The 21,516-nt window shown below is 70.8% G+C and carries 23 protein-coding genes; 13 read left to right on the top strand and 10 right to left on the bottom strand.

Translation table 11 applies throughout. The features are described 5' to 3' along the window. Positions 1 to 20 precede the first annotated feature (20 nt). The 10 genes from ACFS27_RS04440 to ACFS27_RS04395 all read left to right on the top strand — a co-directional run bounded on the left by ACFS27_RS04440 (position 21) and on the right by ACFS27_RS04395 (position 12,621). Positions 21 to 1,370: an ABC transporter substrate-binding protein gene (locus tag ACFS27_RS04440; RefSeq protein WP_449301508.1), complete on the top strand. Its 1,350-nt coding sequence runs from the start codon at positions 21 to 23 to the stop codon at positions 1,368 to 1,370. Next, positions 1,367 to 2,314, top strand: a complete 948-nt coding sequence (locus tag ACFS27_RS04435; protein WP_377180637.1) for a carbohydrate ABC transporter permease — start codon at positions 1,367 to 1,369, stop codon at positions 2,312 to 2,314. The genes ACFS27_RS04440 and ACFS27_RS04435 overlap by 4 nt, the downstream gene beginning before the upstream one ends. 2 nt (positions 2,315 to 2,316) lie before the next feature. Beyond that, positions 2,317 to 3,186 carry a carbohydrate ABC transporter permease gene (locus ACFS27_RS04430; protein ID WP_377180636.1) on the top strand — a complete coding sequence of 290 codons (870 nt, stop codon included), beginning with the start codon at positions 2,317 to 2,319 and terminating at the stop codon, positions 3,184 to 3,186. A gap of 406 nt (positions 3,187 to 3,592) precedes the next feature. Further along, the gene (locus ACFS27_RS04425; RefSeq protein WP_377180635.1) at positions 3,593 to 5,926 is read left to right on the top strand and encodes a family 43 glycosylhydrolase; all 2,334 of its coding nucleotides are present in this window, start codon (positions 3,593 to 3,595) and stop codon (positions 5,924 to 5,926) included. Positions 5,927 to 6,095: 169 nt separating this feature from the next. Further along, on the top strand, positions 6,096 to 7,379 hold the full coding sequence (locus ACFS27_RS04420; protein WP_377180634.1) for an ROK family transcriptional regulator: 1,284 nt from the start codon (positions 6,096 to 6,098) through the stop codon (positions 7,377 to 7,379). Beyond that, positions 7,376 to 8,188: an ABC transporter permease gene (locus ACFS27_RS04415; RefSeq protein ID WP_377180633.1), complete on the top strand. Its 813-nt coding sequence runs from the start codon at positions 7,376 to 7,378 to the stop codon at positions 8,186 to 8,188. Before ACFS27_RS04420 ends, ACFS27_RS04415 begins: the two co-directional genes overlap by 4 nt. Next, positions 8,185 to 8,991, top strand: a complete 807-nt coding sequence (locus ACFS27_RS04410) for an ABC transporter ATP-binding protein (protein WP_377180632.1) — start codon at positions 8,185 to 8,187, stop codon at positions 8,989 to 8,991. The genes ACFS27_RS04415 and ACFS27_RS04410 overlap by 4 nt, the downstream gene beginning before the upstream one ends. Before the next feature lie 64 nt (positions 8,992 to 9,055). Next, positions 9,056 to 10,075, top strand: coding sequence for an aliphatic sulfonate ABC transporter substrate-binding protein (locus ACFS27_RS04405; protein WP_377180631.1), 1,020 nt, complete (start codon positions 9,056 to 9,058; stop codon positions 10,073 to 10,075). A 4-nt stretch (positions 10,076 to 10,079) separates the two neighbouring features. After that, positions 10,080 to 11,612, top strand: a complete 1,533-nt coding sequence (locus ACFS27_RS04400; protein ID WP_377180630.1) for a sulfatase-like hydrolase/transferase — start codon at positions 10,080 to 10,082, stop codon at positions 11,610 to 11,612. A gap of 214 nt (positions 11,613 to 11,826) precedes the next feature. After that, on the top strand, positions 11,827 to 12,621 hold the full coding sequence (locus ACFS27_RS04395; RefSeq protein ID WP_377180629.1) for an endonuclease I family protein: 795 nt from the start codon (positions 11,827 to 11,829) through the stop codon (positions 12,619 to 12,621). A gap of 20 nt (positions 12,622 to 12,641) precedes the next feature. Here the strand turns inward: ACFS27_RS04395 and ACFS27_RS04390 are convergent, their stop codons facing one another. After that, positions 12,642 to 13,046: a PIN domain-containing protein gene (locus tag ACFS27_RS04390; RefSeq protein ID WP_377180628.1), complete on the bottom strand. Its 405-nt coding sequence runs from the start codon at positions 13,044 to 13,046 to the stop codon at positions 12,642 to 12,644. Further along, positions 13,039 to 13,293 carry a type II toxin-antitoxin system Phd/YefM family antitoxin gene (locus tag ACFS27_RS04385; RefSeq protein WP_377180627.1) on the bottom strand — a complete coding sequence of 85 codons (255 nt, stop codon included), beginning with the start codon at positions 13,291 to 13,293 and terminating at the stop codon, positions 13,039 to 13,041. Before ACFS27_RS04385 ends, ACFS27_RS04390 begins: the two co-directional genes overlap by 8 nt. Before the next feature lie 179 nt (positions 13,294 to 13,472). Here ACFS27_RS04385 and ACFS27_RS04380 point away from each other — a divergent pair, with 179 nt between their 5' ends. After that, positions 13,473 to 13,961 (top strand): nitroreductase/quinone reductase family protein, encoded by a 489-nt coding sequence (locus ACFS27_RS04380; RefSeq protein ID WP_377180626.1) that lies wholly within the window; start codon positions 13,473 to 13,475, stop codon positions 13,959 to 13,961. Between the two features lie 3 nt (positions 13,962 to 13,964). On the opposite strand, the gene ACFS27_RS04375 is transcribed toward ACFS27_RS04380, so the two are convergent. Genes ACFS27_RS04375 through ACFS27_RS04365 form a run of 3 tightly spaced genes read right to left on the bottom strand, consistent with a single transcriptional unit; the run spans position 13,965 to position 15,998 of the window. Further along, the gene (locus tag ACFS27_RS04375; RefSeq protein WP_377180625.1) at positions 13,965 to 14,774 is read right to left on the bottom strand and encodes an anti-sigma factor family protein; all 810 of its coding nucleotides are present in this window, start codon (positions 14,772 to 14,774) and stop codon (positions 13,965 to 13,967) included. Further along, positions 14,771 to 15,295, bottom strand: coding sequence for a sigma-70 family RNA polymerase sigma factor (locus tag ACFS27_RS04370; RefSeq protein WP_377180624.1), 525 nt, complete (start codon positions 15,293 to 15,295; stop codon positions 14,771 to 14,773). The genes ACFS27_RS04375 and ACFS27_RS04370 overlap by 4 nt, the downstream gene beginning before the upstream one ends. A gap of 19 nt (positions 15,296 to 15,314) precedes the next feature. Next, positions 15,315 to 15,998, bottom strand: coding sequence for a YceI family protein (locus ACFS27_RS04365; RefSeq protein WP_377180623.1), 684 nt, complete (start codon positions 15,996 to 15,998; stop codon positions 15,315 to 15,317). Positions 15,999 to 16,443: 445 nt separating this feature from the next. Here ACFS27_RS04365 and ACFS27_RS04360 point away from each other — a divergent pair, with 445 nt between their 5' ends. Continuing rightward, a complete protein-coding gene (locus tag ACFS27_RS04360; protein ID WP_377180622.1) occupies positions 16,444 to 17,664 on the top strand; it encodes a hypothetical protein in 1,221 nt (406 codons plus the stop codon). On the opposite strand, the gene ACFS27_RS04355 is transcribed toward ACFS27_RS04360, so the two are convergent. After that, positions 17,654 to 18,154, bottom strand: coding sequence for a hypothetical protein (locus ACFS27_RS04355; protein WP_377180621.1), 501 nt, complete (start codon positions 18,152 to 18,154; stop codon positions 17,654 to 17,656). The genes ACFS27_RS04360 and ACFS27_RS04355 overlap by 11 nt on opposite strands. After that, positions 18,151 to 18,696, bottom strand: a complete 546-nt coding sequence (locus tag ACFS27_RS04350; RefSeq protein WP_377180620.1) for an RNA polymerase sigma factor — start codon at positions 18,694 to 18,696, stop codon at positions 18,151 to 18,153. The genes ACFS27_RS04355 and ACFS27_RS04350 overlap by 4 nt, the downstream gene beginning before the upstream one ends. Before the next feature lie 172 nt (positions 18,697 to 18,868). Between ACFS27_RS04350 and ACFS27_RS04345 the strand changes: the two genes are divergently transcribed. Next, entirely contained in the window at positions 18,869 to 19,246 is a 378-nt protein-coding gene (locus ACFS27_RS04345; protein WP_377180619.1) for a hypothetical protein, read from the top strand. Between the two features lie 29 nt (positions 19,247 to 19,275). Here ACFS27_RS04345 and ACFS27_RS04340 read toward each other — a convergent pair whose 3' ends face one another. The 3 genes from ACFS27_RS04340 to ACFS27_RS04330 all read right to left on the bottom strand — a co-directional run bounded on the left by ACFS27_RS04340 (position 19,276) and on the right by ACFS27_RS04330 (position 21,494). Further along, positions 19,276 to 19,941, bottom strand: coding sequence for a class I SAM-dependent methyltransferase (locus tag ACFS27_RS04340; protein WP_377180618.1), 666 nt, complete (start codon positions 19,939 to 19,941; stop codon positions 19,276 to 19,278). Between the two features lie 53 nt (positions 19,942 to 19,994). Then, positions 19,995 to 20,558 (bottom strand): peptide deformylase, encoded by a 564-nt coding sequence (def, locus tag ACFS27_RS04335; protein ID WP_377180617.1) that lies wholly within the window; start codon positions 20,556 to 20,558, stop codon positions 19,995 to 19,997. Positions 20,559 to 20,765: 207 nt separating this feature from the next. Next, positions 20,766 to 21,494, bottom strand: a complete 729-nt coding sequence (locus ACFS27_RS04330; protein WP_377180616.1) for an AAA family ATPase — start codon at positions 21,492 to 21,494, stop codon at positions 20,766 to 20,768. Between the last annotated feature and the right edge of the window lie 22 nt (positions 21,495 to 21,516).

The raw sequence follows: 21,516 nt of genomic DNA, 5'->3' as shown, positions 1-21,516 counted from the left end.
GACCTCCGAGGGGTACTTCGGTGAGAGCGAGGCTGGCGGCCGCAGCGGCCGCCGTCGCGCTGGCCCTGACCGGCTGTGCCGGTGCGGGCGCCGTGGGCGGTGGCGACGGCGAGACCATCGTGGTCGCGATCGTGTCCAACCCGCAGATGCAGGACGCGATCTCGCTGCAGGACGAGTTCCGTGCGGCCCACCCCGGTGTGGACGTGCGGTTCGTGTCGCTGCCCGAGAACGAGGCCCGCGCGAAGATCACGGCCTCCGTCGCCACCGGCGGCGGTGAGTTCGACGTCGTCATGATCTCCAACTACGAGACGCCCATGTGGGCAGAGAACGGCTGGATCGAGAACCTGCAGCCGTACATCGAGCGCACCGACGGGTACGACGCAGAGGACTTCGTCCCCAGCGTCCGCGAGGCGCTCTCGAGCGACGGCGACATGTACTCCGTGCCGTTCTACGGCGAGTCGTCGTTCCTGGCCTACCGCACCGACCTGTTCGAGGAGGCGGGGCTCGAGATGCCCGCCAACCCGACGTGGGACGAGGTGCGCGAGCTGGCAGGGGAGCTGCACGAGCCGGCACAGGACTTCTCCGGCATCTGCCTGCGTGGCCTGGCCGGCTGGGGCGAGAACATGGCCCCCATGACCACCGTGCTGAACACGTTCGGCGGTGGCTGGTTCGACGCCGACTGGAACGCGACCCTCAGCTCGCCCGAGAGCCGCGAGGCCATCGAGACGTACATCGACACCCTGCAGACCTACGGGCAGCCTGGCGCGGCGACGTCGGGCTTCGGTGACTGCCTCACGCGCTTCGCCCAGGGCCAGTCGGCCATGTGGTACGACGCGACCTCCATGGTCTCGGCGGTCGAGGACCCCGCGTCGTCGACCGTGGCGGGCAACGTCGGCTACGTGCCGGCGCCGGTCTCGGAGACCGAGTCGGCGGGCTGGCTCTACAGCTGGTCGCTGGCGATCCCGTCCACGAGCGAGCACAAGGACGCCGCCTGGGACTTCGTGTCCTGGATGACCGACAAGGACTACATCGAGCTCGTGGGCGAGGAGATCGGCTGGGAGCGGGTGCCCCCGGGCAGCCGGCTGTCCACCTACGAGATCCCCGAGTACGCCGAGGTGTCGCAGGCCTACGCCGACGCGACCCTGGAGTCGATGAACGGGGCCACCCCGCAGGCCACGATGGCGCACGAGGTGCCGTACCCGGGCATCCAGTTCGTCGGCATCCCCGAGTTCCAGGACCTGGGGACCCGGGTGGGCCAGCAGATGTCCGCCGCCATCGCAGGGCAGGTCACCGTGGACGAGGCCATCGCGCAGTCCCAGCGCTACGCCGAGACCGTGGCGGAGACCTACCGGGCAGAGGAGGGGCAATGAGCACCACGACCGTCGACCGGCTCGAGGGCGCACGCCGGGATGCTCGCAAGGCCGCGTCATCGCGCCCGATCAGCCGTGCGGAAGCGTGGCGTCGTCGCGGCCCGCTGCTGCCCGCGCTGATCTTCACCGTCATCGTCACGCAGCTGCCGTTCCTCCTGACGATCTGGTACTCGCTGCACTCGCGGAACCTGCTGCGACCCGAGTCCGACCTGTTCGTGGGGTTCTCGAACTACCTCGACATCGCGCGCGACTCCACGTTCCGGCAGACCGCCCTCAACTCCGTGGTCATCACCCTCGGCTGCGTGCTGGTGGCGATGGTCCTCGGGATCGTGCTCGCGCTGCTGCTGGACCGCCCGTTCTTCGGGCGCAGCGTGGCCCGCACCATGCTCATCACGCCGTTCCTCGTGATGCCGGTGGCGACGTCGGTGCTGTGGTCGATCGCCCTGCTGAACCCGACCTACGGCCTGTTCAACTGGACCCTCGGCCTGTTCGGCATCGAGGCGGTCGACTGGACGTCGACCTACCCGGTGATCGCCATCCTGATGGCCCTGGTGTGGCAGTGGACGCCGTTCATGATGCTGCTCGTGCTCGCCGGCCTGCAGGCGCAGCCGAAGGACGTGCTGGAGGCGGCCTCCGTCGACGGCGCGAACACCTGGCTCACCTTCCGGCTCATCACGCTGCCGCACCTGCGCCGGTACATCGAGCTGGGCGTGCTGCTCGGGATCATCTACGTGGTCAACACGTTCGACCAGATCTACCTCATGACGGCGGGCGGGCCCGGTACGGCCAGCGCCAACCTGCCGTTCTACATCTACCAGCGTGCGTTCCTCGGGTTCGACATCGGGCAGGCCGCCGCCATGGGTGTCGTCGTCGTGATCGCCACGATCATCGTGGCCTCCGCCGCGCTGCGCCTGATCTTCCGTAGCTTCGAAGTGAAGGAGTGACCATGTCTGTCGCTACCCCCGTGGTCGCCTCCCGCACGACCGACGCTCGGCGGGAGACGAACCGTCGCTTCTCGGGCGGCTTCCTGACCACCGTCACCTGGCTGCTGGCCATCGGGTTCTTCTTCCCGGTCGCCTGGATGGCCATGACGGCGTTCAAGCAGGAGAACCAGGCCGCCTCCGACCCGCCGACCTGGTTCTTCACGCCGACGCTCGACCAGTTCCGCGCCGTGCTCGAGGGCGGCTCCATGGTCTACGTGGGCAACTCGGTGATCGCCACCGGCGTCTCCACCGTCCTGGTGCTGCTGCTCGGCGTCCCCGCCGCGTACGCGCTCTCGATCCGCCCGGTGCAGAAGGTCAGCGACGTGCTGTTCTTCTTCATCTCCACCAAGATGCTGCCGGTCGTGGCCGTCATCGTGCCGATCTACGTGATCGCGGGCCAGCTCAAGGTGCTCGACAACATCTGGACCCTCGTGGTCCTGTACACCGCGATGAACCTGCCGATCGCGGTGTGGATGATGCGGTCGTTCTTCATCGAGGTGCCCGGCGAGGTGCTCGAGGCGGCGGCCATCGACGGCGCGGGGCTGATGCGCACCATGCGGTCCGTGCTCCTGCCGATGGTGGCGCCCGGTATCGCGGCGACGGCGCTCATCTGCGTGATCTTCGCGTGGAACGAGTTCTTCTTCGCGCTCAACCTGACGGCGTCCCAGGCGGCGACCGTTCCGGTGCTCATCGTGTCGACCATGACGAGCGAGGGCCTGTTCCTGGCCCGGCTCAGCGCGGCGGCGCTGTTGGCGTCGCTCCCCGTGATCCTCGCGGGCTGGATCGCGCAGAAGCAGCTGGTGCGCGGCCTCTCGATGGGCGCGATCAAGTAGCCCGCGCGGCGCCGCGCGAGCGCGGCGGGCGAGCGCGGCGGGCCAGCGCCGCGTGGTCGGTAGAACGTCAGGAGATCGGTAACTCGGGTTGCCGATCTCCTGACGTTTTGCCGATCACCTTGACCGGCAAGTACCCTACTTTTTCTGTCGGGTACTTGCCGGAGAAAAACTGTCCTCGTTCGATGGGGGCGGGGCGGGGTGCGCCATCACAGGTGGCCCGGCACCGCCGTCCGCGCGACTGCGCGACGGCCCCGTTCGAGAGGAGCCGGCCCTCATGCGCCTTGGATCAGATCGATGGAGATCAGGTCGACGGAGTCCAGACCGACCCAGCACGGCACGACGCTCGCCAGGACGGATCCGGAGCGGATGGGTCGCTGCGGTCGCTGCGACGGTCCTGGCGGCGGGGATGGTCCCGGCGCAGGGCGCCGACGCGCCCCCTGCGGCTGCACCCACAGCGGCCGCACCCACGGCGGCCGCACCGGCAGACGGACCGGCCGACGTGCCGGCCGGCGCCACCACGTACACGAACCCGGTGTCCGCCGGGGTCACCGACACTTTCCCCGACCCCGCGGTGATCCGCGGCAAGGACGGCGCCTGGTACGCGTACGGCACGCAGAACCCGGTGTTCAACAGTGCGGGCGAGCCGGGGGAGCGGATCCTGCCGATCCTGCGCTCCGAGGACCTGGCGCACTGGGAGTACGTGGGCGAGGTGATCGACGCCGACGACGTCCCGGCCACGTGGCGGGCGAGCTCCCGCGCCTGGGCCCCCGACATCCGCTACCTCAACGGCGAGTACGTGCTGACGTACGGCCTGTCCACGGGCGGTCTCGCGGTGGCCACTGCGCCGACGCCGACCGGCCCGTGGGCCCACCGCGACGAGCTGCTGGTCCCCTCCGCGCCGATCGCCGGCTGCCCGACGGGCAACATCGACCAGGCCCTGTTCACCGACGACGACGGCACCCTCTACCTGTACTGGGGCAGCTACGACGTCGTCTGCGTATCGGAGCTGAGCGCTGACGCCACCGAGCTCACCGGCCCGGTCACCCAGGTGGCGCAGGGCCGCCGGATGGAGGGCGCGTTCGTGGTGCGGCACGACGACCTCTACTACCTGATGTACTCCGACGCGGGCTGCTGCGACGGATCGTTCAGCGGGTACACCGTCAAGGTGGGCCGCGGCGAGAGCCCGCGCGGCCCGTTCGTGGACGACGACGGCACGGACCTCATGGCCGAGTCGAGCAAGGGCGGCTACGTCCTGACGTCGAGCGGCAACGGGTTTGCGGGGCCTGGCCACCACTCGGTGCTCACGGACCTGGCCGGCCAGGACTGGATGGCCTACCACGCCATCCCGACGGACGACCCCGACTTTCCGCCGGTCGACACCCGCAACGGCGTGCTGAACCTGTCGAAGCGGCCGCTCATGATCGACCGGCTCGACTGGATCGACGGCTGGCCGGTCGTCAACGCGGGCGCCGGCCCGTCGTCGGGGCCGCAGCCCGCCCCGGTGACCTCCGGCACGGTCAGCACGACGTTCGCCGACGGCACCCTCGACGGCTGGTCCGCCGACGGCGACGTCACCCTCGCCGAGGAGGCCGACGCGGGCCCGTATGCACGGCTCACCGGGGCGTCGTCCCTCGCGAGCACCGCGGGGCACGACGGCGACCTGCGCGCCCAGGCGGACCTGCGCGTCGCCGGCGCTGCCGGCGCCGTCGGGCTGACCCTCGGGGAGGGCGCGCGCCGTGCTGTCGCCTGGGTCGACCGCGGCGCGGGCGAGCTGCGCCTCGAGGTCGGGCGCGGCGACCGCACGGTACGGACCACCACCGCCCTGCCGGACGGCTTCCCGTACGGGGACTGGAACGTCGTAACCCTCGACCGTGACGTCCGGTCCGGCACGTTCACCGCGACCGTCTCCGCCGACAACCTGAAGGAGCCGCTCGGCACGGCGACCCTTGCGGTGCCTGCGCACCCGTCCAGCAGCAAGGGGAGCGCAGCGGCCCCCGTCGGCGTGACGGCCAGGGGCGGGGCCGACGCCGACAACCTCAGCCTCGTGCCGGCGGCCCGGCCGGTGACCGAGCGCGTCGCCGACCCCGAACCGGGTGCGCCGCTGCCCGGCAGCTCCGACGAGTTCGACGGCGTCGTGCCCGGCGAGGACGGCTCGGGCTGGTCCTGGGTGCGTGGCCCGGCCGACGGCGTCCGCCTGGCTGACGGTGCCCTCACCTGGCCGACCCAGAGGGCGGAGCTGCACCTCGGCACCAACTCGGCCTCCGTGCTGACCCGCGACGCGCCGGAGGGCGACTACCTGGTCGAGACCAAGCTCCAGCTGGACGGCGTCGGGGTGAACAGGCAGGCCGGCCTGGTCCTGTACGGAGACGACGACCAGTTCGTGAAGCTGGTGCACTCCCAGCTCGGGCTCTCCCGCAAGCCGGGCAGCGTCTCGCAGCAGCTGGAGTTCACCAAGGAGGGTCCGCGCCCGACCACCACGCCGCCGAGGGCGGTGGCCGCCGGACCCATGTGGGGCGCCGCACCGGGCGAGACCACGTGGCTCCGGCTGTACGCCCACGAGGACGTCGCGAACGGTGAGCACGAGGTGCGCATGGCCTCGAGCACCGACGGGAAGACGTGGCGGTGGGGCGGCGTCTGGACTCTGCCCAACGACAAGGACCTCCGCATCGGGCTGGTAGCGATGAACACCCCTGGCGCCACGGCGAACTTCGACTACGTCCGCACCTACAAGATGCCGTAGCCCCCGCCCACCCCGGAGTGCTGGGTATTTGTCGGACCGAGCCGTGTCGGCCAACAGATACCCAGCACTCAACGAGGCCGGAGGGGGTTTTGTGGGAGAGCGGCCAAAATGACGCGGCTTTCTGCCGGGTCGTTGACGGAAAAATTGAGAGGTCCTTATGGTCGCTGGTATGTCGACGACGACACCCGGTAGTACCGCGAGACGCGCCCATGAAGGCCGCGTCCTCGGTGCGCTGCGCGACGGACCGCTGAGCCGCGCCGACCTGGCCCGGCGCGTCGGGCTCTCCAGGACCACCCTCTCCGAGACCACCGCGGAGCTCCTGCGGCGCGGCGCCATCGTCGTGCTCGACACCGACGCCGCCACCCGCAGGGGCAGCGGCCGGCCCGCCGAACGGCTGGCCCTCGACCCCGGGTCGGGCCAGTACCTCGGCGTCGACTTCGGCCACCGGCGCGTCCGCGCCGCGGTGGCCGACGCGACCCGCGAGACCGTCGCCTCCGGCGTCGAGCACTACGACGACGACACCGTGGGGGCCGAACGCCTCGAGCTCGCCTTCGGGCTCATCGACCGGCTCGCCCGCGAGCACGGACTGCACTTCGGCGAGCTCCAGGCGGTCGGCATCGGCGTCGCCGGACCGCACGGCGGCCGGCGCCCCGACAGCGAACAGGTGCCCTGGGTACGCCGCACGGCGCCCGACGGCGTGCACGCCGCGTTCGCCGAGCGGTTCGGCGCGCCCGTCGTCGTCGACAACAACACTCGCCTCGCGGCGCTCGCGGAGGCGGTGTCGCAGCCCGAGAGCGCGAGCGACCTGCTGTACGTGCGCCTGTCGGACGGCGTGGGCGGCGGTCTCGTCGTCGGCGGGCGGATCGGCACGGGGGCGCACGGGTACGCCGGCGAGCTCGGCCACGTCTCCGTGGACCCGGCGGGCACCAGGTGCCGCTGCGGCAAGCGCGGCTGCCTCGAGACCGTCGCGTCGGTGCACGCGGTCCTCGCCGCCTGCCGCGAGAAGGGCGTCGAGGTCGAGACCCTCGACGACCTCGCAGCTGCCGTCGCCACCAGCGATCCCGTGGTCGAGGGCGTGCTGCGCGACGTCGGCGCGACCGTAGGGCGCGTGCTCGGCATGGCGGCCCTGACGCTGGACCCGGACGAGATAGTGATCGGCGGCGAGATCACGCGAGTCGCCCCCGTGATCGTCGAGCAGGCCGCCGCCACCCTGCGCTACGAGCTGCACCCGCTGCCTACCGGCGACTCGCTGGTGGTGCGCGCCGGGCGGCTGCGCGACACCGACGGCGCGCTCGGCGCGCTCGCCGCCGCCTTCCATCTTTCCCCGCTGCTGGCCGGATATCCCGAGCCGGAGACCACCCATGCCCCCGGAGAGCTGCGCGGGTCGTTACGCGGGCCACGGCCCGGTACCCCGCCAGAAACTCTGCACGCACGTATGAGGAGAGCCCTGTGACAGCGTCGACCGTGTCGACTCCCACCCCGACGAAGAACGGGTCACCACCCCGTCGTCGCGCTGGGAAAAGAACAACCCTGCTCGTCCTCAACTCCGTCTCGGTGGTGGGCGGTATCGGGATCTGGTGGTTGCTCGCGCTCAGCGGGCTCCAGCTCCCGACGCCGCCGGAGGTGCTCGTCAAGGGCATCGAGCTCTGGAGCGACGGCACCCTGATGGAGGACCTGACGGCCAGCCTCGGCCGCGTCCTCGCCGGGTTCCTGCTCGGTTCGGCCGCCGCGATCCCGGTCGGCTTCCTGATGGGCTGGTACACGCCGGCCCGGGGCCTGTTCGAGCCGTGGATCCAGTTCTTCCGCACCATCCCGCCGCTCGCGCTGCTGCCGCTCGTGCTGGTGCTGATGGGCATCGGCGAGCTGCCGAAGGTGTTCGTCATCTTCCTTGCGGCGTTCCTCGCGTGCGTCATCTCGACGTACCAGGGCGTGGTCAGCGTGGACCGGACGCTCATCAACGCGGCCCGGGTGCTCGGCGCGAAGGACGGCACGATCTTCCTGCGCGTCGTGGTGCCCGCATCGTCGCCGTTCATCCTCGTCGGCATGCGGGTCGGCCTCGGCTCGGCGTGGGCGACCCTCGTGGCCGCCGAGCTGCTCGCCGCACAGGCGGGCCTCGGCTTCCGCATGCAGCAGGCCCAGACCTACTACGACCTCGCGACGATCTTCGTCAGCATCGTCGTCATCGGCATCCTCGGCCTGGCGATGGACAGGCTGCTGCTGCTGGCGGAGACCAGGCTCACCGGATGGCAGGAGCGACGATGACCACCACGCAGGACACCCCGAGGACCATGACAGACACCGCGAAGATCTCCGTCCGAGACACCCGTAAGACGTTCGCCCTGAAGGACGAGGAGTTCGTCGCGCTCGACAGGGTCTCCCTCGATGTCGCCGACAACGAGTTCGTGACCGTCGTCGGCCCGTCCGGCTGCGGCAAGTCCACCCTCATGAACATCGTCGCGGGCCTGGAGACGCCCACGTCCGGCGAGGTGCTCGTCGACGGCAAGGACGTGACCGGCCCGGGGCCGGAGCGCGGCGTCATCTTCCAGCAGTACGCGCTGTTCCCGTGGCTGACCGTGCGCAAGAACGTCGAGTTCGGGCTCAAGGTGGCCGGCCTGCCCGCCGCCGAGCGCCGGGAGCGCGCCGAGCACTACGTGCGGCTCGTCGGCCTGGAGCAGTTCGCGGACGCGCTGCCCAAGACGCTCTCCGGCGGCATGAAGCAGCGCTGCGCCATCGCCCGCGCCTACGCGGTGAACCCGTCGATCCTGCTCATGGACGAGCCGTTCGGTGCGCTGGACGCCCTGACACGTGTGCGCCTGCAGGAGCAGCTGCTCGACACCTGGAGCACCGAGAAGCGCACGGTCCTGTTCATCACGCACGACGTCGACGAGGCGGTGTTCCTCGCCGGCCGTGTCGTGGTCATGGCCGCTCGCCCCGGCCGCATCCAGGAGGTCATCGACGTCGACCTCCCGTACCCGCGCACCGAGGACGTGCGCCTCAGCCCTGAGTTCGGCGAGCTGCGCAACCGCGTGTGGCGCGCTGTCTACCACCAGACCGCCGGCCACTAGTCCCCGAACCGGCCCCCGAACCCGGCCCTGCCCAGAACCCAAGAACCAGTTCTAAGGATCCCCCATGCGACTTTCCAGGCCAATCCCCAGCAAATCTCTCGGTGCGGCGCTCGCCGGCCTCGCCCTCGTGCTGTCCGTGGGTGCCTGCTCCTCCGGCGGCGCCGCCGGCGGGGGAGAGGGCGGCGACACCATCGAGGTGAACTTCGGCTACATCCCCGACTTCAACGGCACCAGCCTCCTGGCGATCGCCGAGGACCAGGGGCTGTGGGAGAAGCACGGCATCGACGCCACCACGTCGTCGTTCACGAACGGGCCGCTGCAGATCCAGGCCCTCGGTACCGGTGACCTCGACTTCGGGTACATCGGCCCCGGCGCGTTCTGGCTGCCGGCCTCCGGGCAGGCGAAGCTCGTCGCGATGAACACGCTCGGCCGGGCGGACCGCGTCGTCGCGCAGCCCGGTATCGAGTCCGTCGAGGACCTCGAGGGCAAGACCGTCGCGGTGCCGGAGGGCACGTCGGGCGACATGATCCTGACGCTCGCCCTCGAGGAGGCGGGCATGACCAAGGAGGACGTCGAGCTCGTCCCGATGGAGCCGCCGGCCATCGTGGCCGCGCTGTCGTCAGGGCAGGTCGACGCCGCCGGCCTCTGGTACCCGTCGCTCGCGACGGTCAAGGAGCAGGTGCCCGACCTGGTCGAGCTCGCGGACAACACCGACTTCGAGGAGACCGTCGCCTTCCCGACGGCGTTCGTCGCAGGCAACGACGTCGTGGCCGACGACGCGGAGAAGGTCGACGCCGTGCTCAAGGTGCTGCGCGAGGCCATCGCCTACCGGGCGGAGAACATGGACGAGACCATCGAGCTGACCGCCGACTTCAACAACCTCGACGTGGCCGACGTCGAGGCGGACGCCGCGAACGTCGAGGTCCTCGACCTGGCGGAGCTCGACAAGATCACCGAGGACGGCACCGTCGACACGTGGCTGTCCGGCATGAACGAGTACTTCGTCCAGGCGGGCACGCTCGACGCACCGGTCGACCCCGCCGAGTACTACACGGGCGACCTGTTCCTCAAGGCAGGTGAGTGACCCGGTGGCAGACGCAGCGACCGAACAGGGCCCCGAGGCGACGCCACGGCGGAACGTCCTGTTCCTCATGACCGACCAGCACCGGGCCGACACGCTGGGCGCCTACGGCAACTCGCACGCATCCACGCCGGTGCTGGACGAGCTGGCCCGCACCGGCACCCGGTTCGACCGGTGGTACACGCCGACGGCGATCTGTACGCCGTCGCGGGCGAGCCTGCTCACCGGGCAGGCACCGTTCCGGCACCAGGTGCTGGCCAACCACGAGCGCAACGTGGGCTACCAGGAGGACCTGGCCGACGGCACCTTCACCTACGTGGAGGCGCTGCGGGAGCACGGGTACAACACCGGGCTCGTGGGCAAGTGGCACGCGGGCACCGTGAAGAACGCCGCGTACTTCGGGTTCGACGGGCCGGACCTGCCGGGCTGGCACAACCCGGTGGAGAACGAGGACTACCTGGCCTACCTGGCCGAGCACGACCTGCCGCCGTACGAGATCAGCGACCGGGTGCGCGGCACGCTGCCCAACGGCGGGCCGGGCAACCTCCTGGCGGCGCGGCTGCACCAGCCGGTGGAGGCCACGTTCGAGCACTACCTGGCGACCCGCACCATCGAGCTGCTGGAGAAGTATGCGGACGACTACCGCAGCGGAGCGCGGCCGTTCTTCCTCGAGCTCAGCTTCTTCGGGCCGCACCTGCCGTACATCGTGCCGGACGAGTACTTCGACATGTTCGACCCGGCCGACGTCGAGCTGCCGGCCTCCATCGCCGAGACGTTCGAGGGCAAGCCGCCGGTCCAGGCCAACTACAGCGCGCACTGGACGTTCGACACGATGCCCATCGAGGTGACGCGCAAGCTGATCGCCGTCTACTGGGGGTACGTGACGCTCATCGACCAGCAGATCGGCCGCGTCATGGACGCGCTCGAGCGGCTGGGCCTGGTGGACGACACCGCCGTGTTCTTCACGTGCGACCACGGCGAGTTCACCGGGGCGCACCGCCTGCACGACAAGGGTCCGGCGATGTACGAGGACATCTACCGCACGCCGGGCCTGCTGCGGGTACCGGGCGGGCCGGCGGGCCAGGTGCGGACCGAGTTCGTGAGCCTGCTGGACTGCACGGCCACGATCCTCGAGCTGGCCGGGATCGACCCGAAGCCGGCCATCGACTCGCGCAGCCTGCTCCCGCTGGTCGAGGGGCGCGAGGTCGAGTGGGAGCAGGACATCGTGTGCGAGTTCCACGGGCACCACTTCCCGTACCCGCAGCGCATGCTGCGGGAGGACCGGTACAAGCTGGTGGTCAACCCGGACTCGGTGAACGAGCTGTACGACCTGCAGACCGACCCGGACGAGCTGACGAACGTCTACGACCGGCCCGCGACGGCGGAGGTGCAGCGCCGCATGATGGGCCGGCTGTACCGGCTGCTCCGCGACCGCGGCGACAACTTCTACCACTGGATGACCACGATGTACGACGTCGGGGAAGTGGACCACGACCCCACCCAGTCGGGCCTTGACGAGACGACGTACGCCGCGCGCTAGGTCCCTTGTTGTGGGCGTGATCGTTGCGGCTACGTGCCCGGTTTAGGCGCAACGATCCCGCCCACAACAAAGTGCTGCGTGGGGTGAAAGCACGTCATAGGCGGAGATTTCACCTAGTGTTTACCAATGGTGGCGGACATCACATCCTTCGCATGTCAGTGTGAATCGCGCACCGTGGCCCGCAGGGGGTCGCGGGCTGACACGGAGGTCGACGATGCGCACACGTCTCGTACGGGCTTGGGGGAGCGGGCTGTCCGCACTCGTGGTTGCCGCAGGGGTGCTGGCGGCGCCCGGCGCGGTCGCGCAGGACGGCGCTGACGTCCCCGCCGGTTACTACGACAGTGCGGAGGGCCTGACGGGTGAGGCGCTGAAGTCGGAGCTGAACGACATCATCAGCGTGGGCGACCAGCTCTCGTACAGCGAGGTGTGGGCAGGGCTCCAGGCCTCGGACGAGGACCCCGCCGACCCGAACAACGTCGTCCTGCTGTACAGCGGCGAGTCGCGTGCCAAGAACCTCAACGGCGGCGATGTCGGTGACTGGAACCGGGAGCACGTCTGGGCCAAGTCGCACGGCGACTTCGGCACGGCGACCGGCCCGGGCACGGACCTGCACCACCTGCGGCCCACGGACGTCCAGGTCAACAGCATCCGCGGCAACAAGGACTTCGACAACGGCGGCAGCCAGGTCAGCGGCGCGCCGGGCAACTACACCGACTCGGACTCCTTCGAGCCGCGCGACGAGGTGAAGGGCGACGTCGCGCGCATGATCCTCTACATGGCGGTGCGCTACGAGGGCGAGGACGGGTTCGCCGACCTGGAGCCGAACGACTCGGTCAGCAACGGCTCGGCCCCGCTGCACGGCCGGCTGTCCGTGCTGCTCGACTGGCACGACGCCGACCCGGTCTCCGCGTTCGAGGCCCACCGCAACGACGTGATCTACGAGCAGTTCCAGCACAACCGGAACCCGTTCGTCGACCACCCGGAGTGGGCGGCCGCGATCTGGGGCTGACCGGGGTCGGGGTGTCCGGGTCAGATAGTCGCGACGTCGATGAGGTCCTCGAGCCCGATGAAGTCGTCCGGGTTGCGTGTGATCACCGGAAGGCCCTCGGTGAGCGCGACGGCGGCGATCAGCAGATCGGCGAGTCGGCGCCGGGGTTTGCGTCCTTGGGCTACGGCCGCGGCGTAGACCCTGGCGTAGCTGCGGGCGGCTTCGATGTCGAACGGGATCGGGTCGAACGCGGCCTCGGTGCGCTGGAGCCGGTCCTGACGGCGAGCACGTTCGGTCGTGTCGGCGGCAGCCGCCGGCGCCGCGGCGAGCTCCGCGAGGGTGATTACGCAGATCGCGACTTCGACGGGCAGGTCGACGGCCGGGATGTTCTCCAGGTCGATCACTACCGACGTGTCGAGGAGCCCCTGAGGTAGGCGCTCAGCCACGGGGTGCGATGTCCTGGTCCACGTACTCGTCGATGTCGGCTCGGACCGAGTCCCAGTCGAGCTTCGGCGCATGCCGGAACATCTCCACGGCGGCCTGGGCGGCGATGAATCGCTGACGGCGCAGCGGGCGCAGCTCGCCGACCGGGTGCCCGTTGCGGCTCACGATGAAGGTGTGTCCATCATCGAGGGCGCGCATGATGCGCCCGCTGTCGTTGCGCAGCTCTCGCTGGCTGATCTGCTCCGCCATGCAACGAATGTAGCATGGCGTGCTACAGCCGGCGAGCGGAGCGACTCGACGATCAGTCTCTTCGTGGGTCTCTGGCCTCCGGCCGGGTGCGCTCCCTATCCTGGTGATGAAGGGTTGCCACCGCTCAGCGAAGGCGGAGCGCCGGGTGGCCGACCCGCACCGAAGGCCGGAGGCTCAGCGTGTCGAACGAGCACAAGTCAGTCGAACGCAACTCTGCTCCGCGGGTTCCACCACGGTGGTTCGTCCGCACCGCATGGGCGGTCCACCGTGCTCTCTACCGCGTCACCGGCGGCAAGGCCGGCCTCCGTCGGCCCCGGGCGCACAGCTGGGGCATGATGCGCGTGACCACCACCGGACGTCGTACCGGGTACGAGCGCAGCGTGATCCTCGCCTACATCGAGGACGGCTCGAACCTCGTCACGATGGCGATGAACGGCTGGGCCGACGGCGACCCGGACTGGTGGCTCAACCTGCAGGCCCACCCGGACGCCACCGTCGACCTGGCCGACGGATCGCGCTTCGTGCGCGCGCACCGCGCTACCGGCGCCGAGCGGGAGCGCCTCTGGGACAGGTGGCGGGAGACCGACCAGAACCTGGACGCCCACGCGGCGCTCCGCTCGACCGAGACCGCGCTGGTGGTCCTGGAGCCGCGGCCCGACCCCGGGTGACCGTCACAGCGTCGCCGACGCGAGTGCCTCCTCCTGTCCGTCGAGAGTGATCTCGATCCGGTCCACGTCGGTCAGCGGTACTGCCGACGACGCGTCGAGGCCCGTCGTCGTGCCGCCCGACCAGGACCAGGTCCCCGCCGTCGTCCGCACGCCGTCCCGGCCGACGAGCACGAGCTCGTACCGGATCGGCTCCGCAGGCGTGTAGCGCCCCTCGGGCTGCTGCCCTGGCTCGGGCGGGTAGTGGCAGCTCCACCGCAGGCTCGTGCCCCAGGTGGTGGGCGTGACGATCAGCTCGGCGCGCATGTCGGCGTCGCCGACGGGGCGCAGCTCGATCGTCCGGGCACCGGCTGCGACGCTGGCGGACGGCGGCGTGCCTGCGCCGTCCGGCCCTCCGAGCAGGTTGCTCCCTGCCAGCATCGATCCGCCGACGGCCCCGACGGCCACCAGGGCCGATGCGGCGACGGCGGTCAGCGACCGGCGTCGGGCACGGGACCTGCGTGCCGCGCCGGCGAGGCTCGCGAGCGAGATCACGGGAGCAGGTTCGGGGCCGTCACCGTACGGTGCGGGCTCGCCGCCGTCCGGCACCTCGGTACGAGGTGCTTCGGCGACGAGCGCCTCCGCGTGCGCCGGAGTCAGGGTGCTCAGCAGACCCGGGATGCCGGCGAGCTCCGCGACGGCGGAGCGGCACGTGTCGCACTCGGCCAGGTGTCGCTCGTAGGCCCGGCGGTCGCTCGGGCTCAGGGCGCCGAGCACGTACGCGGCGTCCCACTCGGCGTACTGGTCGCCGCCGTGTCCTGGGTCTGCCGGGATCATGACGTGACTCCTTTCTCCTGCAGGGCCAGGCGCAGCGCGCGCAGCCCGTAGTGCAGGCGTGACTTCACCGTCCCGGGCGCGATGCCCAGCTCGGCCGCGAGCTCGGCCACCGAGCGGCCGCCGTAGTAGGCGCCCACGACGACCGCCCGGTGCGCCGGCGAGAGGGACACCAGCGCGTCGGCGACGAGCCAGGAGTCGAGCACGGCCTGCGTCGTGTCCCGTTCCTCACGGTCGGGTACGTGCCCGGTGGCGCGCTCGCGGGTGCGCCGGGCGCTGCGGAGGTGGTCGACGGTGAGGTTGCGCGCGACCGTGAACAGCCAGGCCCGCACCGACTCCTCGGACCGTTCGAGCACCTCGGGGTGCCGCCATGCGCGCAGCAGCGTCTCCTGCACGACGTCGCGCGCCTCCTCCTCGTCGCCCGTGCGGCGCACGACGTACCGGTACAGCGCACCGGCGTGCGTGTCGTGCACCGCGGCGAGGAGCTCGTCCTCGGCGCCGGCGGGCGAGTCGCCTCTGGTCACGGTCCGGTCGCCTCCGTCGTTACTGCTCGGGCTGGAGCTGCAGCGAGAACTCGATGCTGCCCTCATCCTCCACCGTCACGAAGCCGAGCGACGGCGCCTCGACGCCGAAGTCCGCGAAAGTGACCGGGACGCTGCCGATGACCTGCACGGGGTCCCCGCTCGTCGCGTCTCCGGCGACCTCCGCCTCGACGGTCGCAGCCTGCGTCACACCGTGGATGGTCAGGTCGCCCGTCAGCTCCACGGCGGTTGCGCCCTCCTCGATGGGGGCCGGCTCGGTGAGCACGAAGGTCGCCGTCGGATAGGTGCCTGCCTCCATCGCCTCGTCCCGGAAGTACGCGTCCCGGTTGGCCTCGTCGGTCGCCACGCTCGCGATGTCCACCTCGACGTCGGCCTCGCTGATGGCGCCGTCGGCGACGGTGACCGAGCCGGTGACGTCCTCGGTGCGCCCCGTGACCGTGACGTCCTCGCCCTGCAGCACCTCGTCGACGCGGTACCCGGCGAACGACCCGTCGCCGACCGTCCAGGTGCCTGCGGCCGCTTCGGCGTCGGGCAGCGGGACTGCCGACTGCTCGAGGGCGGGTGCCTCGGCCGCTGCCTCGTTCGCCCAGTCCGCGTACAGGCCCGGCCCGAAGATCGCCGCCGCCGCACCGATCACGACCACCCCGGCGCCGACACCGACCGCCACCTTTGTCCCTCTGCGCACGCTCCGCCCCTCTCGTTCGCAGGCCGACCCGCTGCCGGCCTCTGCCCCTCACTACGGGTGAAAGGGGAGATCGGTTCAATCGGGCGGGGAACCGGGGCGCGGCCCGGTCGAGCCCGACCGGCGTGAACACCTACTCCGCGGAACGTGTTGCTGTCGGTAGAAGCTGTCTACCTACAGCAACACAGCTCGCCCGCAACGGCTCACCTCGGGCGCCTCGCGGGCTGGCACAACCACTGCCGTCCGTGCCCGTCTGGCCTCCTCTCACATGTGCAGTCGCAGCGGTTGGTGCCGAGTCCATTCAGATCGGTACCGCACGGGGTGAAAGGGCCTGCTCCTGGTCCGTACCGGTGCGACGATCGAATCAGGCCGCAGCATCCCCGGTCGCGGCGACGACGCCGAGGCCCCGGACGACCGCAGCACGGTGGCGCTCAGCCCGGGAGGCATCATGCGTCGTTCCACAGCCGCGATCATCGTGACCGGCGTCCTCCTCGCGGGTGCGGCCGCGCCACCTGCGTCCGCGGCTCCGGGGGATCCGGCACCCGGATGGTCCACCCGGCCGGGGGAGACCCACCGCGACGTCGCGGTCGCCGGGTCTGGCCGGGTGTTCAGCGTGAGCCTGCCCGAGACCGGCACGCTGGACCATTCGGCTCTTGAGCACGGCTACCAGTCCGACTGGTCGCGCATCGAGGTACCACCCAGCTCCCAGGGCGGCGTGATCGCGGGCCCGGGCGACTACGCGATGGCGGTCACCGGAAACGTGTCCCGGGTGTTCAACGGCACGAGCTGGAACGACCCCGTGACGATCTCCCCCGAGATCTGGCGGTCGAAGCTGGTGAGCAACAAGGACGGCGACGCCGCCCTGCTGTGGAGCGGCGGCAGCGGACTGCCCTTCCTGAGCCGCCTGGAGCGGGGCGGGAGCTGGGTGACGGGCCGCGTCACGGGGGCTCCCGCCGACGTGCCGCGCGACGTCGCCATCAACAACGCCGGCAAGGTCACGGTGGTCTGGGCCGCCCCGACGGGTGCGTCGACGGCGGAGATCCGGCGGACCGTGCTCCGACCCGGGGGAACCAGCTGGTTTGCCTCGCGGCGGATCGGCACCGTGAACACCGCGCGGCCGCCGCTCACGCTCGTGGCCGAGGGTGAGGGGCGGGAGACGGTGCTTGCCGGCAACAAGCTGTGGTGGCAGGAGACCGTCACAGAGAAGCCGACCTACCAGTTCCGGACCAGCGTGCGCGCCAAGCTCGCCACCGGTGACACGGCCACGCGCCTGGTCTGGGCCGAGGAGGCGAACACGGAGCACCAGTTCTACACCCGGGCGGCCGGCACCAGCTGGGGTCCCCGGGTAATGCTGTGGGAGCACCCCGGTCCTGCGGATGACTGTGACCAGGGCAACGAGGTCGGCGTCGGCATGGTCCCCGGCGGGCGGGCCTACATCGCCACGGCCATCCGGAGCGAGGTCGGCGAGACGACCGAGGTCTGCGGTGGGCCGTACGCGGCGTTCCAGGCCGTCGACCGGTGGAGCAGGGTCCTGGGCGCCTCGGGCCTCTTCTACTCCAACGCGGGCTCACCGTTCCAGATCGCGACGGGGACGGCGGGTCCCATCGTGCTGGAGTACGAACCGGGCGACTGGTACGTGGACTGGCGGATGCGGTTCTTCAGCCGCTGAGCCCCGGCTGTTCGGAGTCGCCGTCGGCCAGGATGCGTTCGCGGCGTAGCAGGGCGGCTCGCCGGGCGTGGGCCCGGACGAGCAGGACGACGGAGAGAGCCACGAACACCGCCACGACGGCGGCCACGCCCCAGGCCCCGGTTCCGCGCTGGGCGACCACGACGACGAGCAGGCCGCCGACCAGCACCGAGGCCGCCAGACCGATCCACGCGGCCACCACGCGGTCGGCCGCGAACAGCGGGACCCGTGACCGCAGCAGCCAGGCCCCGTAGCCGGCCCAGACGAGGCAGAACACGGTGAGCAGAGCGAACGCCACCTGGGTTCGAACCGGCAGGTCCGGCTCCGTCCACCACAGCGCCCCGATGAATACTGCGCCGGCCAGGCCGAGCACCAGCGTTGCCACCGCCCGCACGCGAGCCCGCACCGACAGCGTCCCGCCGAGCCCGGCGACCACCTCCCGTGCGGAGGCACGGGGTTCCTCGTTCGTCATGTCCGCTCACCCTCTTCCTGGACGTGCTCGCGGAGCATGCGCCGCGCACGATTCAGCCGTGACTTGATGGTTCCGGCCGGGACCCCACAGATCTGCGCGCAGTCCTGGACGGAAAGGTCTTCGAGGTAGTGCAGCACCAGGACTTCGCGCTCCAGCACCGGGAGCCGCGCGAGACGGGCGACCATCTCCGCCCGGTCCGCCAGGCCGTCGACGGGGTCCCGCGCGCCGTCGTCGGACCGGTCAAGGTCGCTCTCGAAGTCACCGACCAGATCGTGCCGGTCGGCGTACTGGCCGCGCAGCCGGTTCAGTGCCGCTCGGCGCACGATCGTGAACAGCCACGGGGCAAACCGGTCGGGCTCGCGCAGCCTCGGCAGCGCTCGCACGACGGCGACCCACGCCTCCTGTGCCACGTCGTCGGCACGCTCGGCGTCGAGCATCCGGCGTACGTACGACCACACAGGCCTCTGCCACCGCGCTACCAGCTCTTCCAGCGCGGACCGGTTACCCAGCTGAGCCCGGACCACCAGCAGCTCGTCGCTCATCTCGCCTCCTCTCACCTGTGCAGTCGTGCGGACGCGCTATGAGGTTCACGGGGCCTGCGTCGTTACACGCTCCCAGGGTCCGGACGCCGTGAAGTGCGAGCACACCGACGAACCCGCCGACCCGGACGGCTACTACTCGATGATCGGCGCGGGGCACCCGTAGGGTCCGCTCATGCTTCGAACTCGATCCGTGGTGAGGGCAGTGGTGGCGCTCGGGGTGGCCGCGGCGGTGGGCCTGGCGCTGCCCCCGCTCTCGCTGGCCCTCGACGAGGGGGCAGTGCCTCCTGCGTCGTCCCTTCCTGCGCTGCCCGACGGCGCGCGGGTGACCGCTGAGGAGATGGGCTGCGGCTCCGGGGGCTGCTGGGTGGAGCTGACGGTCGACGCACCGGCCGGCATGTCGGGCGGGGAGCTGGCGGCCGCGGTGCTACCCGGCCGGACGGAGTGTGCCTTCCGGAGCGTGCTGGACCTGCGGCGGGTGTGTACCGGGGCGATGGACGTAGAGGCCGGATCGGTGCAGTTCTACGTGCAGTACGAACGGTGGGTGCACTAAGTGCTGGCAGGGCAGCCGTCGTCCGGCGGTCACGCCCGATGGAACTCCGCGCGCCAGATTCCGGGCCGGCTCGGGGCTCTCGGGACGGGGAGCTGCTCGATCGACACGGCCGACAGCCCTTCCGCGCCGAACGCCTCGATCTCCTGCCGGGTCAGCGGCCAGGGCGGGCCGTCGTCGTCGCCCTGTTCGGCGATGGCCTGGACGGCGAGCAGGGTTCCGCCCGGCGCCACCAGCGAGCGGACGCCGGCGGTGAGCCCGTCGCGGACGCTGCGGTTCACCGCCTGGACGGTGTAGATCTCGACGACCAGGTCGAAGGCGCCGGTCCACTCGCGCGGCAGGTCGAGCAGGTCTCCGACGGCGTAGGTCACCGCTGAGCCGGGGTTCCGGTCGCGGGCCGCGGCGACAGCGGTGGGGGAGATGTCGAACGCCGTCGTCTCGTAGCCGATCCGCGACAGGTGCTCGGCGTCGGCGCCCAGCCCGCACCCGACGACGACGGCTGTGCCGCTCGCTGTGCCCGAGCTGGGGGCGCCTGCCCAGGTGGCCAGCGCCGGGTGTGGTTCGTCCCGGTCCCACGGCATCGTGACGTCCCCGTCCTTCGCGGACGCCCAGAGCCGCTCGAACCAGCCGGTCGGGTCGGACGGGTCGGCGTTGCCGAGCAGAGCGGTCTCGGACTGCCATGCACGGGGTTCGGTCATGGCGCCGACCCTAATCAGGCGCGGGTTCGTTCACAAGAAAACCGCTGGTGGTCTCAGGCCGACGGCGGCCGGTGGTGGTCGAGATAGTTCTGGGCGGTGGTGAGGCTGGTCAGGTCGGTCATGCGGTCGAGGTACACGACGCCGTCGAGGTGGTCGATCTCGTGCTGGACGACCCGGGCGGGGTAGCCGGTGAACTCCCGCGTGACGGTCTCGCCGGTCTCGGTGGTGTACCGGACGGTGAGGTGCTCTGCCCGCGGCACCTGGCCCATGTAGCCCGGCACGCTGAAGCAGCCCTCCCAGTCCAGCACCGTCGCGTCGGAGCGCCCGACGACGACGGGATCGACCAGCTGGATCAGCCCGGTCTCCGGCCGGTCGGGAAAGACGTCGGTCTTGCGCACCTCGACGACCGCGGCCCTGACCGAGACCCCGATCTGCGGCGCGGCGAGCCCTGCGCCGTGGAGCTCGCGCAACCGGGTGACCAGGGTCTTCAGCAGCTCGCCGGCCTCTGCGGTATCGACCGACGTGGTGGGGGCCTTGAGCCGCGGGTCTCCGATCGTGACGACGCCGTCGTCGGCGACGCCCTTGGCCCAGCTACTGCCGCTCTGCGGTGAGGACATCGGTGCTCCGTTCCTGTTCGGTTGCTTCTGACAGTAGGGCGCCGGAAACCGGTATGAGCCCCTCGCTTGACTACCGGACGCCGGGTCCCGTGGCCGGTCCGCTTCGAGAATGCGATCACGCATGCTTCGAGGCGCTGAACCATGCACGATCGCATTCTCGAAGCGGACTGGACGGTGCCTCACCGCCATCAGCCCCGCTGACCCGCTCTAAGAGGTGGCGTCGAAGAAGGTGTCGGGCCGACCCAGGAATCTCTTCCACAGGCCCACCGACTCCAGCTCTACCCACTCCCGTTCAGTGATCCCCTCGTCGGTCATCTCGAGGATCTGCGCTCCAGGAAGAGCAGCGACCATGGGGGAGTGCGTCGCGTAGATGACCTGGGCGGGGAACTCGGAGACCAGGTCTTGCAGGCGGTACAGCAGCTGCAGCGTCGACTCGAACGACAGCGGCCCCTCGGCCTCGTCCAGGAGGTACAGGCCCGGCCCGTCGAACCGCCCCAGGATCGCCTGGAGGTAGGACTCGCCGTGGCTGACCTCCCAGGACGGCTTGTCGCCGTAGCCGGGCACCCTTGCCCCGGTCATGTATTCGAGCATCCCGAATGCGGTCTCGGCCCGCAGGTAGAAGCCCTTGGCGTTGCGGCGGGTCATCCCCGAACCGGCACGCGTGCGGTCCAGCATGATCGCCTCGCCGAGCGGGCTCGGCTCCAGGGTGCTGGCGTACTTGCGTCCGCCGTGCCCGCCGCGGACGTCCAGGCCGTAGCCCTCGGCGATCGCTTCCAGCAGGGTGGACTTGCCGCTCCCGTTGGCGCCGACGAGGACCACGATGCTGCTGCTCAGCCGGACGCCCCGGGCTGCGAGGTCGCCGATGGCCGGCACGGTCCAGGGCCACTGGCCGTCTTCGACGACTGCCGGCTTGACCCGGACTCGCTCGATGAGCACCGGGACAGCGTAGCGAGGGTTC

The sequence above is a fragment of the Promicromonospora vindobonensis genome, assembly GCF_042685865.1.
Classification (GTDB): domain Bacteria; phylum Actinomycetota; class Actinomycetes; order Actinomycetales; family Cellulomonadaceae; genus Promicromonospora; species Promicromonospora vindobonensis.
This window is presented reverse-complemented; position numbering and strand designations above follow the sequence as displayed.

Excerpts from the sequence above, each read along its gene's own strand:
- ACFS27_RS04435 (WP_377180637.1), top strand. The coding sequence starts at position 1,367 with ATGAGCACCACGACCGTCGACCGGCTCGAGGGCGCACGCCGGGATGCT.
- ACFS27_RS04430 (WP_377180636.1), top strand. The coding sequence starts at position 2,317 with ATGTCTGTCGCTACCCCCGTGGTCGCCTCCCGCACGACCGACGCTCGG.
- ACFS27_RS04425 (WP_377180635.1), top strand. The coding sequence starts at position 3,593 with ATGGTCCCGGCGCAGGGCGCCGACGCGCCCCCTGCGGCTGCACCCACA.
- ACFS27_RS04420 (WP_377180634.1), top strand. The coding sequence starts at position 6,096 with ATGTCGACGACGACACCCGGTAGTACCGCGAGACGCGCCCATGAAGGC.
- ACFS27_RS04410 (WP_377180632.1), top strand. The coding sequence starts at position 8,185 with ATGACCACCACGCAGGACACCCCGAGGACCATGACAGACACCGCGAAG.
- ACFS27_RS04405 (WP_377180631.1), top strand. The coding sequence starts at position 9,056 with ATGCGACTTTCCAGGCCAATCCCCAGCAAATCTCTCGGTGCGGCGCTC.
- ACFS27_RS04395 (WP_377180629.1), top strand. The coding sequence starts at position 11,827 with ATGCGCACACGTCTCGTACGGGCTTGGGGGAGCGGGCTGTCCGCACTC.
- ACFS27_RS04385 (WP_377180627.1), bottom strand. The coding sequence starts at position 13,293 with ATGGCGGAGCAGATCAGCCAGCGAGAGCTGCGCAACGACAGCGGGCGC.
- ACFS27_RS04375 (WP_377180625.1), bottom strand. The coding sequence starts at position 14,774 with ATGATCCCGGCAGACCCAGGACACGGCGGCGACCAGTACGCCGAGTGG.
- ACFS27_RS04360 (WP_377180622.1), top strand. The coding sequence starts at position 16,444 with ATGCGTCGTTCCACAGCCGCGATCATCGTGACCGGCGTCCTCCTCGCG.
- ACFS27_RS04355 (WP_377180621.1), bottom strand. The coding sequence starts at position 18,154 with ATGACGAACGAGGAACCCCGTGCCTCCGCACGGGAGGTGGTCGCCGGG.
- ACFS27_RS04350 (WP_377180620.1), bottom strand. The coding sequence starts at position 18,696 with ATGAGCGACGAGCTGCTGGTGGTCCGGGCTCAGCTGGGTAACCGGTCC.
- ACFS27_RS04345 (WP_377180619.1), top strand. The coding sequence starts at position 18,869 with ATGCTTCGAACTCGATCCGTGGTGAGGGCAGTGGTGGCGCTCGGGGTG.
- ACFS27_RS04340 (WP_377180618.1), bottom strand. The coding sequence starts at position 19,941 with ATGACCGAACCCCGTGCATGGCAGTCCGAGACCGCTCTGCTCGGCAAC.
- def (WP_377180617.1), bottom strand. The coding sequence starts at position 20,558 with ATGTCCTCACCGCAGAGCGGCAGTAGCTGGGCCAAGGGCGTCGCCGAC.